A 9,960-nucleotide genomic window follows, 5' to 3' on the forward strand; every position below is an offset into this window, starting at 1 on the left:
GGGACGCCGGCGCGACGCCGGGACGCCGGCGCGACGCCGGGACGCCGGGACGCCGGGACGCCGGGACGCCGGGACGCCGGGACGCCGGGACGCCGGCGAACGGTATGCGGGAGCGCCAGCTGGCGCCGGAGCCGGACGGGCAGGGGCGAAGCGGGCAGTTCGGGGCAGGTCACGCGGCCGGGGCGGCAGTCGAGACAGGGCAGCCGGGGACCACGTACCCTTTCGGCATGTCCTCCCCCGCCACGGGCGCGGCCACCCTTGCCCCGCACCGGTCGAGCCGGTTCGTTGCCTGGGTACGCGCCTGGCGCGCCGGGCTGGTGCCGTACGACGAGGTCGCCGAATCCGTCGCCGGCGACGAGGAGCACCTGGTCGCGGACGCTCCCGGCACCTGGACCGACGTCCCGCTGCGGGACGCGCTGCCCAGCCTGGCCAAGCTCTCCCCCGACGAGATCCGGTTGGTGCTGCCGGCGCCCGGCGACCCGCGCGGCCTGCCCGGCCCCGGCGACTTCGCCGGCGCGGCACTGCTCGCCGGCGAGGCGGTGGTCGCCGGCCCGCTGGGGCTGATCCCCGAGGTGCGCACGCACACGTCCGGTTCGGGGATGACCTGGGAGACGGTGCTCTGGCGGGTGTACCCGCTGCCCGCCGACGCGCCGAAGGCGTCGCTCGCGGCGCCCGGCGCGGCGGAGGCCGAGGCGGAGCTGGCCGCGGCGCTGGCCGAGACGACCGCCGCGCTGACCCGGCTCGACGTGGCCCAGTGGCGGCCCGAGCTGGCCGGGGCCCTCGCGGCGCTGCGTCGACCGGACGGCGCCACCGACCTGCCCCCCGGCTTCGACCCGCGCGCCCGGCGGCTCTTCGCCCGGGCGGCTGTGCTGGACCGGGTGCTCGCCCTGGCCGGGCACAGCGCGCCGGGCGGGGCGATCAACAACTACGAGGCCCAGCAGCGCGACGCGGCGCTGCGCCCGCTCACCACCGCCTGCCGGCAGGCGTTGGTCGCCGCCTGCAACGCCCCGCTGCGGCCCTGAGGGCGTACCCGGGAAGGGTCGGCGCGGGCGGCGGACGCCCGGCCGGCGCGGCGCCCACCCACGACGGCCGGCGGGTCAGATCTCGTCGATGAGGTCGGCCACGGAGTCGACGATCCGCGACGGCCGGTACGGGTAGCGCTCGGCCTCGACCCGGGTGCTGATCCCGGTGAGCACCAGGATGGTCTCCAGCCCGGCCTCCAACCCGCACAGGATGTCGGTGTCCATCCGGTCGCCGATCATCGCGGTGGTCTCCGAGTGCGCCTCGATGGTGTTCAACGCCGAGCGCATCATCATCGGGTTGGGCTTGCCGACGAAGTACGGCTCGACCCCGGTCGCCTTGGAGATCATCGCGGCGACCGAGCCGGCGGCCGGCAGCGCGCCCTCCACCGACGGGCCGGTCACGTCAGGGTTGGTGCAGATGAACCGGGCCCCGTCGTTGATCAGCCGGACCGCCTTGGTGATCGCCTCGAAGCTGTAGGTGCGGGTCTCCCCCAGCACCACGTAGTCGGGCGCGAAGTCGGTCAGCACGTAGCCGACCGCGTGCAGCGCCGTGGTCAGCCCGGCCTCGCCGATCACGTACGCGGTGCCGCCCGGCCGCTGGTCGGCCAGGAACTGGCCGGTGGCCAGGGCGGACGACCAGATCGCCTCCTCCGGCACGTCCAGCCCCATCCGGACCAGCCGGGCCTGGAGGTCACGCGGCGTGTAGATCGAGTTGTTGGTCAGCACCAGGAACGGCTTGCCGGAGGCACGGAGCCGCTTGATGAACTCCGGCGCGCCGGGCACCGGCTGGCCCTCGTGCACCAGCACGCCGTCCATGTCGGTGAGCCAGCTCTGCACCGGCTTGCGGTCCTGCATCGTGTCGTCCCAGGGGGTGTCGGGGTCGGTGGGTCTCAGGAACGGCGGCCGGCCGGCACGCAGCACGGCGTGGGACAGGTGTCCCACATCGGCAGCTCGCCGAGGCGGCGGCGCAGCCGCTCCCCGTCGGGCGTGGTGCGCTCGGCCACCAGCTCGCGGACCATCGCCACGAAACGCGGGTCGGTGCCCGGGGTGCCCGCCCGGACGAAGTCCAGGCCGAGCTGTTTGGCCGTCTCCAGCGCCTCGGTGTCGAGGTCCCAGACCACCTCCAGGTGGTCGGAGACGAAGCCGATCGGGCTGACCACCACGCTGGTGACGCCGGAGGAGGCGAGCGCGGTCAGGTGGTCGTTGATGTCCGGCTCCAGCCACGGCACCTGCGGCGGGCCGGACCGGCTCTGCCAGACCAGGTCGTACGGCAGGTCGGGCGCGGCGGCGGCGTGCACCAGCCGGGCGACCTCCGCCAGCTGCGCGGTGTACCGGCCGCCGGTCGGGCCGGCGGTGGCCGCCGCCGAGGTGGGGATGGAGTGGGCGGTGAAGATCACCCGGGTGGTGTCCCGCCTGGCCGGGTCGAGCTGCGCCAGGGCGGCCTTCACCGCGTCGACGTGCGGCTCGACGAAGCCGGGATGGTCCCAGAACTGGCGCAGCTTCTCGATCACCGGGGCGTCCGCGCCGACGGCGGCCCGGGCCGCGGCGATGTCCTCCTGGTACTGCCGGCAGGAGGAGTAGCCGCCGTACGCGCTGGTGACGAAGGCCAGCGCCCGCTTGACGCCGTCGTCGCGCAGCTGGGCCACGGTGTCGGCGAGCATCGGGTCCCAGTTCCGGTTGCCCCAGTAGACCGGCAGGTCGACGCCGTGGGCGGCGAAGTCCGCGCGGATCGCGGCGAGCAACTCCCGGCACTGCTGGTTGATCGGGGAGACCCCGCCGAAGTGCAGGTAGTGCTCGGCGACCTCGGCCAGCCGCTCGGGCGGCACGCCGCGCCCCCGGGTGACGTTCTGCAGGAACGGCAGCACGTCCTCGGGGCGCTCCGGGCCGCCGAAGGAGACCAGCACCAATGCGTCGTACGCCATGGTCCCATTCTCCCCCGACGGCCGCGACGGCCCGGCGACCACCCCGGGAGCACCCGGTTTCGCCGGTGGCTCAGGCCCCGATCGCGTGGTAGCCGCCGTCGACGTGGACGATCTCGCCGGTGGTGGCCGGGAACCAGTCGGACAGCAGCGCCAGGCAGGCCCGGGCGGCCGGCTCCTGGTCGGTGAGGCTCCAGCCGAGCGGGGCGCGCTCGGTCCAGGCGTCCTCGAACTGCTCGAAGCCCGGGATGGACTTGGCGGCGATGGTACGCAGCGGGCCGGCGGCGACCAGGTTGCTGCGGATGCCCTGCTTGCCCAGGTGCAGGGCGAGGTAGCGGGAGGCCGACTCCAGGCCGGCCTTGGCCACGCCCATCCAGTCGTAGACCGGCCACGCCTTGGTGGCGTCGAAGGTGAGCCCGACCACGGCGCCGCCGGCCGACATCAGCGGCAGCGCCGCCATGGCGAGGGACTTGTACGAGTACGTGGAGACCTGCAACGCGGTGGCGACGTCCTCCCACGGGGCGTCGAGGAACCCGCCGCCGAGGCAGCTCTGCGGGGCGAACCCGATCGAGTGCACCACCCCGTCCAGGCCGTCGACGTGCTCGCGCACCTTGTCGGCGAGGCCGGCCAGGTGCTCCGCGTTGGTCACGTCCAGCTCGATCACCGGGGCCGGCTCGGGCAGCCGCTTGGCGATCCGCTCGACCAGGGAGAGCCGGCCGTAGCCGGTGAGCACGACCTGCGCGCCGTTCTCCTGGGCGAGCTTCGCCACCGAGAAGGCGATCGAGGCGTCGGTGATGACACCGGTGACCAGCAGCCGCTTACCGGCGAGCAGTCCGGACATTCGGGGATTCCTCCGTACGTTTCTCGGGTGAGGCGGTCGTCAGTGGCCCATGCCCAGGCCGCCGTCGACCGGGATGACGGCGCCGGAGATGTAGCCGGCCGCGTCCGAGGCCAGCCAGGTGACCACGCCCGCGACCTCGTCCGGCTCGGCGAACCGGCCGGCCGGGATGGCCTTGCGGTACTCGGTGCGGCGCTCCTCGGGCAGCTTGGCGGTCATGTCGGTGTCGATGAAGCCGGGGGCGACCACGTTGGCGGTGATGTTGCGGCTGCCCAACTCGCGGGTGATCGAGCGGGCCACGCCCACCAGCCCGGCCTTGCTGGCCGCGTAGTTCACCTGGCCGACGCCGCCGTAGAGGCCGACCACCGAGGAGATGAAGATCATCCGGCCCCACTTCGCCCGGAGCATCCTGGTGGAGGCCCGCTTGGCGCAGCGGAAGGTGCCGGTGAGGTTGGTGTCCAGCACGCCCGTGAACTGCTCCTCGGACATCCGCATCAGCAGCGTGTCGTCGGTGATGCCGGCGTTGGCGACCAGCACCTCGACCGGGCCCAGCTCGGCCTCGACGGCGGTGAAGGCCGCGTCCACCGAGGCCGCGTCGGTCACGTCGCACTTCACGCCGAAGAGCCCGGCCGGGGCGTCGCCGCTGCGGTGGGTCACCGCCACCCGGTCGCCCTGCTTGGCGAAGGCCTGCGCGATGGCCAGGCCGATCCCCCGGTTGCCGCCGGTCACCAGCACGGTACGGGCCACGGGTCCCCCTCTGCTCAGCTGATCTCTGCGTCGGTCGGAGCCTAGGCGTTACCGGCAGGTAATCGCTAACGCGGGGCGCGTCACCCCCGGCGACGGATGACCATCGGACGGAGCGTGCCTGGGCCGGTCGGCCGAGTGCGTGCCGGACGGCCGCCGGGTGTACGATGATCGCGTTTGCGGGCCATCTGGCGCCCGCGTTCCGGGCCCCGCCGACCGCAGGAGGTGATCGCTGTGCGAGATAGCGATCCTCCCAGTCGTGGCCGGGCCCTCCGTCAGCCCCGCTGAGCCACTGCTCAGTCTGTCGAGCTGACCCAGCTCCCGCTCCCCGCACCGCCCGCCCCAGCCGCCGCCGGGGTGGCCGGCCTGCGCCGTCCCGCCTCGGGACGGCCCACGGTGGAGCCGCCCGGTCACGACCTCGTGTGCGCGTCCCGCTCGCCCCCTGCGGTCCGCCCCCGCCCGCGCGGACCGTCCAGCCGCCACCCGGAGCCGTCCATGAGCCGTTACGTCGCCCCGCTGGGCTTCACCCTCGCCGCCGTCTGGGTGGCCGTCGTCTTCGTGCTGGCCGGCGGCGGTCACTGACCACCACCGGCCGTACGGCCGTCCGTCCCGACCGCGCCACGGCCCGGGCCGACGCCCGGCGCACCCCGCCGCGCGGGCTCAGAGCATCCGGGACGACCAGAGCAGGCTCAGCCCGCCGGCGCAGAGCGCGAGCAGCAGGGCCACCCCCGCGTACCACTGGGTGATCTCGCGTGGCTCGGTGCGGAACCCGATCGAGCTGCCCATGTCCTGGTAGACCTGCTTCAGCTCGGAGGCCGAGGCCGCCTCGTAGAAGTAGCCCTCGGTGGTCTCGGCCAACTGCGCCAGCGCCAGCCGGTCCACCGGCACCCGCTGCGGCTGGCCGTTGATGTCGACCTGGCCCGAATCCGTGCCGAAGGCGATGGTGGAGACCGGCACGTTCGCCGCCTGCGCCGCCGCGGCGGCCTCCTCCACCGACCGGCCCGAGGTGCGGAACCCGTCGGAGAGCAGCACGACCCGGGCCGGCGGGATGCCGGCCGCGCCGTCGGCCGGGACCGAGCGGATCGCCTCCAGGCAGGTGAAGACCGCCTCGCCGGTGGCGGTGGCCTCGGCCAGGGTCAACCCGTCGATCGCCGCCGTCACCGCGTCCCGGTCCTTGGTGGGGGCGACCAGCACGTTCGCCGACTTGGCGAAGGAGACCAGCCCGAGGTTGTAGCTCTCCGGCAGCTCCCCCACGAACTGCTTCGCCGCCTCCTGCGCGGCCGCCAACCGGTTCGGCGCCACGTCGTCGGCCTGCATGGACAGCGACACGTCGATGGCGAGCATGACGGTGGCCCGTTCCAGGGGCTCCCGGGTGTCCACCGCCGGGCGGGCCATCCCCGCGGCCAGCGCCACCAGGGCGAGCAGGAACGCGGTGGCCGCGGCGTGCCGCCGCCAGCCCAGGCCCTTCGGCGCCAGCGTACGCAGCAGGTCCACGTTGGTGAACCGCATCGCGTACGCCCGGCGGTGACGCTGCCGCCAGACGTAGAACGCGGCGAGGGCGAGCACCGGCAACAGGGCCAGCAGCCACCACGGTTGCAGAAAACGGATCATCGCGTCGTCCCCCGGGTGCGGGCGTGCCGCTGGGCGGCCACGAATCGCACCATGTCCAGCAGCCAGTCTCGGTCGGTACGCAGGCGCAGGTGCCCGGCGCCGGCGGCGCGCAGCTCGGCGGCGATCGCCTCGCGCTGGGCGGCCGCCGCCTCGGCGTACCGCTGGCGCAGCCGGGGATCGGCGGTCTGCACCTCGTGCAGCTCCCCGGTCTCCGGGTCGACCACCGGCAGCACCCCCACGTCCGGCAGCTCCAACTCGCGCGGGTCGACCACCTCGATCGCCAGCACGTCGTGCCGGACCCGCAGCTTACGCATCGGCCGGCCCCACTGCTGCGGCGGTGCGAGGAAGTCCGAGACCACCACCGCCAGGCCTCGCCGCCGCGGCGGGCGGTTGAGCAGGTCGACCAGCGCGCCCAGGTCGCTGCGCCCGGGTCGGACCGGGGTGTGCGCGACGGCCCGCAGCAGCGCCTGCGCCTCCCGGCGACCCGAGCGGGCCGGCACCCGGGTGAGCACGCCCGGCCCGGCGGGCGGCGGCGGCGCGCTCCGCCAGCGACCGGCGGGCGCGACGGCCTCCGCGCCGGTGCCGATCACCGCGCCGATCCGGTTGCCGCCGCGCACGGTCAGGTGGGTCAGCGCGGCGGTCGCGGCGACCACCACGTCCCGCTTGAGCCAGCGCCCGGTGCCGAAGTCGAGGCTCGCCGAGAGGTCCACCGCCAGCCAGGTCTCCAGCTCCCGGTCGGCCACCGTCCGCCGCACGTGCGGCGTGGTGGTGCGGGCGGTGACCGGCCAGTCCATCCGGCGTACGTCGTCGCCGGGCCGGTACTCCCGCGACTCCCCCGCCTCGCTGCCCGGCCCGGGCAGCAGTCCGGCGTAGTCGCCCTGGAGCAGGCCGTCGAGCTTGCGGGTGACCAGCAGCTGCAACCGGGACAGCACCGCCTCGGTCCGCTCGCCGCCGGCGTCGGCCGGGCGCACGGGTGAGGTCACGGCCGCTGCCCGGGCCAGCCGGCGCCGGGCGGGGCGCTGACCGGCGGCACCGGGGTCGCCTGCTGTCGGGGCGCCACCGACGGCAGCGGGATCGTCGACATGACCCGGTGCACCACGTGGTCGGCGGGCACGTCGTCGGCGAGCGCGTCATAGCTGAGCACCAGCCGGTGCCGGAGGATGTCGGGCGCGATGTCCTGCACGTCCTGGGGCAGCGCGTAGTCGCGGCCGCGCAGCAGGGCCAGCGCCCGGGCGGCCCGGACCAGTCCGAGCGAGGCACGCGGGCTGGCGCCGTACTGGATGAACCGGGCGACGTCCGGCATCCCGTGCTCGGCCGGGGTACGGGTGGCCAGCACCAGCCGGACCGCGTAGTCGACCAGCGCGTTGTGCACGAAGACCTGGTCGGCCTTGTTCTGGAGGGCGATCAGGTCGTCGGTGGTGAAGACCTGCGCCGGCTCCGGCGGGGCGACGCCCATCCGGTAGACGATCTCCCGTTCCTCGGCATCGGTCGGGTACCCGACCACGATCTTCATCAGGAAGCGGTCCCGCTGCGCCTCCGGCAGCGGGTAGACGCCCTCCTGCTCGATCGGGTTCTGGGTGGCCATCACCAGGAACGGGTTCGGCACCCGGTGCGTCTCGCCGCCGATGGAGACCTGCCGCTCGCTCATCACCTCCAGCAGCGCGGACTGCACCTTCGCCGGCGCCCGGTTGATCTCGTCGGCGAGGAGGAAGTTGACGAAGACCGGGCCCAGCTCCACATCGAACTTCTCACTGGACTGCCGGTAGATCCGGGTACCCATGATGTCGGCGGGGACCAGGTCCGGGGTGAACTGCACCCGGGCGAAGTCGCCGCCGACCACCTTGGCCAGGGTCTCCACCGCCAGCGTCTTGGCCACCCCGGGTACGCCCTCCAGCAGGCAGTGGCCCCGGGAGAGGAGCGCGACGAACATCCGCTCCACCATCCGGTCCTGGCCGACGATGACCCGTTTGATCTCGAACAGCGCCCGTTCCAGCAGGCTGGCGTCCTGCGCCGGCGTGCTCACCGGCGCGGGTGTCGCGGGGGCCGCCCCGTTCGGGGTCGGGGCGTCGGGCGTGGTCGGCTGGGCCACCGGTCCTCCACAGCATGATCGGTCGTCGCGGCGTGGTGCCTGTCAAGACTCGCATGCCGGGCTGAGAGCCGACGGAGGGAGAAGCCGATTTCCGCCGCACCGTCCCGTTCGCCGAATCGCTGAACGAGGGTGGACACACAGGGGTCTGCCGCGTGTACGATTCACCCCGTCGCCGGGCGGCTCCCCCCGTGGTCGCCCGGCGCTCAATCTTCCGGCACCCCGGCCATAGACTGCCCGGGTGACCGACCCCACCCCCGCCGACGAGGTGCCGATCTGCTCGGCCCGTGGGTGTCGCGCTCCCGCCGTCTGGGCGCTGCGCTGGAACAATCCCCGCCTGCACGACCCCGACCGGCGCAAGACCTGGCTGGCCTGCCCGCAACACCGCGCGTCCCTCGGCGACTTCCTCGACGCGCGCGGCTTCCTGCGGGAGGTCGCACCGCTGCCGGGATCGCATACGCTCGAACGGTGAGCGCGCAGAACGGACCTTCCCGGTGAACGGCGCCGAGCCACCCCAGCCTCCGGTCAGCGCCCTGGAACCCTGGCCGGACACCGTCCGGTGGCAGCCGATCTCCGGCGACCTGATCTGGGTGGAGCTGCTCCGGCTCGCGATGGGGCTGGCCGTGGTGCTGGTCGGGCTCGGCGTCGGCTGGGCGCTCAGCGGCCACTGGGCCTTCGGCGCCGCGCTCGGGGTGGCGCTGCTGCTCGGCGCGTGGCGGGCGGTGGCGATCGTCCGGGCCGTCCGCGCCTGGGGCTACGCCGAGCGCGAGGACGACCTGCTGGTCCGGCACGGGCTGCTGGTCCGCCGGCTCTCCATCGTCCCGTACTCGCGGATGCAGTTCGTCGACGTCAGCGCCGGGCCGCTGGAGCGGGCGTTCCGCCTGGCCACCGTGCAGCTGCACACCGCCGCCGCGGCCAGTGACGCCCGGGTGCCCGGCCTGCGGCCGGAGGAGGCGTCCCGGCTGCGCGACCGGCTCACCGCGCTGGGCGCAGACCGCGCGGAGGGGTTGTGAACGACGGCCCGCGCGGGCCGCAACCGGCCCGGCCCGACACCGGCGCCGCGCCGGCCCGGCCGGAACCGTCCGCCCTGGAGCCGCCCGAGCCGTCCAACTCACCTGACCACGGCCCGGCACCCGGCCCGCCCGGGTACGCCCCACCGCCCTTCCCGCCCGGATACGCCCCACCGCCCGGCCCGTACGCCCCCACGCCCGGCCCGGCCGGGGCGGAGCCGCGGCAGCGGCTGCACCCGCTGAGCCCGGTGCTGCACGGCGCGAAGTCCCTGGTCGTGGTGATCGCGGGCCTGTCCTGGTCGACCCTGTCCCGGGTGGGCTTCGGCCCGTTCGCCGCGATGGTGACGGTGCTCGCGCTGGGCGCGACCGTGCTGGCGGTGGTCAGCTGGTACAACACCGGCTACCACCTGGTCGGGCGGGAGTTGCGGGTGCACGAGGGGCTGCTGTGGCGGCGTACCCGGGCCATCCCGCTGGAGCGGTTGCAGGCCGTGGAGGTGGTCCGGCCGCTGCTCGCCCAGCTCACCGGGCTGGCCGAGCTGCGCCTGGAGGTGGTGGGCGGCGGCAAGACCGAGGCGCCGCTGGCGTACCTCGGCGTCGCCGACGCGGAGGCGCTGCGGCAGCGGCTGCTCGCCGTGGCGGGCCGGGCGGTGTGGATGTCCACGCGGACCCGGTCGCGGGTGCGCTCGATGTCGACCTTGGAGATGCCGGCGCGCTCGAGGCCCTTGGACAT

General features: G+C 74.6%; 12 protein-coding genes. 5 read left to right on the forward strand and 7 right to left on the reverse strand.

The window, feature by feature from the left end; genetic code table 11:
* The first annotated feature begins 227 nt into the window (after positions 1–227).
* Complete coding sequence (locus AB0I41_RS33740; protein ID WP_357115145.1) at positions 228–1,022, forward strand: hypothetical protein; 795 nt, start codon at positions 228–230, stop codon at positions 1,020–1,022.
* 75 nt (positions 1,023–1,097) lie between these two features.
* Here AB0I41_RS33740 and AB0I41_RS33745 read toward each other — a convergent pair whose 3' ends face one another.
* The 4 genes from AB0I41_RS33745 to AB0I41_RS33760 form a co-directional block, all read right to left on the reverse strand.
* Positions 1,098–1,964 carry an HAD-IIA family hydrolase gene (locus AB0I41_RS33745; protein WP_357115147.1) on the reverse strand — a complete coding sequence of 289 codons (867 nt, stop codon included), beginning with the start codon at positions 1,962–1,964 and terminating at the stop codon, positions 1,098–1,100.
* A complete protein-coding gene (locus tag AB0I41_RS33750) occupies positions 1,913–2,944 on the reverse strand; it encodes a ferrochelatase (protein WP_357115149.1) in 1,032 nt (343 codons plus the stop codon). Before AB0I41_RS33750 ends, AB0I41_RS33745 begins: the two co-directional genes overlap by 52 nt.
* A 70-nt stretch (positions 2,945–3,014) precedes the next feature.
* A complete protein-coding gene (gene fabI / locus AB0I41_RS33755; protein ID WP_357115151.1) occupies positions 3,015–3,782 on the reverse strand; it encodes an enoyl-ACP reductase FabI in 768 nt (255 codons plus the stop codon).
* A 39-nt stretch (positions 3,783–3,821) separates the two neighbouring features.
* On the reverse strand, positions 3,822–4,526 hold the full coding sequence (locus AB0I41_RS33760; protein ID WP_357115153.1) for a beta-ketoacyl-ACP reductase: 705 nt from the start codon (positions 4,524–4,526) through the stop codon (positions 3,822–3,824).
* Positions 4,527–4,919: 393 nt separating this feature from the next.
* On the opposite strand from AB0I41_RS33760, the gene AB0I41_RS33765 reads away from it, so the two are divergent.
* Positions 4,920–5,105, forward strand: a complete 186-nt coding sequence (locus tag AB0I41_RS33765) for a hypothetical protein (protein WP_357115155.1) — start codon at positions 4,920–4,922, stop codon at positions 5,103–5,105.
* A gap of 78 nt (positions 5,106–5,183) precedes the next feature.
* Here AB0I41_RS33765 and AB0I41_RS33770 read toward each other — a convergent pair whose 3' ends face one another.
* Genes AB0I41_RS33770 through AB0I41_RS33780 form a run of 3 tightly spaced genes read right to left on the reverse strand, consistent with a single transcriptional unit; the run spans position 5,184 to position 8,223 of the window.
* Positions 5,184–6,134: a VWA domain-containing protein gene (locus tag AB0I41_RS33770; protein WP_357115157.1), complete on the reverse strand. Its 951-nt coding sequence runs from the start codon at positions 6,132–6,134 to the stop codon at positions 5,184–5,186.
* Entirely contained in the window at positions 6,131–7,135 is a 1,005-nt protein-coding gene (locus AB0I41_RS33775) for a DUF58 domain-containing protein (RefSeq protein ID WP_357115165.1), read from the reverse strand. Before AB0I41_RS33775 ends, AB0I41_RS33770 begins: the two co-directional genes overlap by 4 nt.
* Positions 7,114–8,223: a MoxR family ATPase gene (locus tag AB0I41_RS33780; protein ID WP_357115159.1), complete on the reverse strand. Its 1,110-nt coding sequence runs from the start codon at positions 8,221–8,223 to the stop codon at positions 7,114–7,116. The genes AB0I41_RS33775 and AB0I41_RS33780 overlap by 22 nt, the downstream gene beginning before the upstream one ends.
* Positions 8,224–8,461: 238 nt before the next feature.
* On the opposite strand from AB0I41_RS33780, the gene AB0I41_RS33785 reads away from it, so the two are divergent.
* The 3 genes from AB0I41_RS33785 to AB0I41_RS33795 form a co-directional block, all read left to right on the forward strand.
* Entirely contained in the window at positions 8,462–8,692 is a 231-nt protein-coding gene (locus AB0I41_RS33785) for a hypothetical protein (protein WP_357115161.1), read from the forward strand.
* A 22-nt stretch (positions 8,693–8,714) separates the two neighbouring features.
* Entirely contained in the window at positions 8,715–9,233 is a 519-nt protein-coding gene (locus tag AB0I41_RS33790; RefSeq protein WP_357115163.1) for a PH domain-containing protein, read from the forward strand.
* A 74-nt stretch (positions 9,234–9,307) separates the two neighbouring features.
* On the forward strand, positions 9,308–9,960 hold a 653-nt coding region (locus AB0I41_RS33795; RefSeq protein ID WP_357115167.1), incomplete at its 3' end, for a PH domain-containing protein.

It is taken from the genome of Micromonospora sp. NPDC050200 (assembly GCF_040656135.1).
Lineage (GTDB): Bacteria > Actinomycetota > Actinomycetes > Mycobacteriales > Micromonosporaceae > Micromonospora.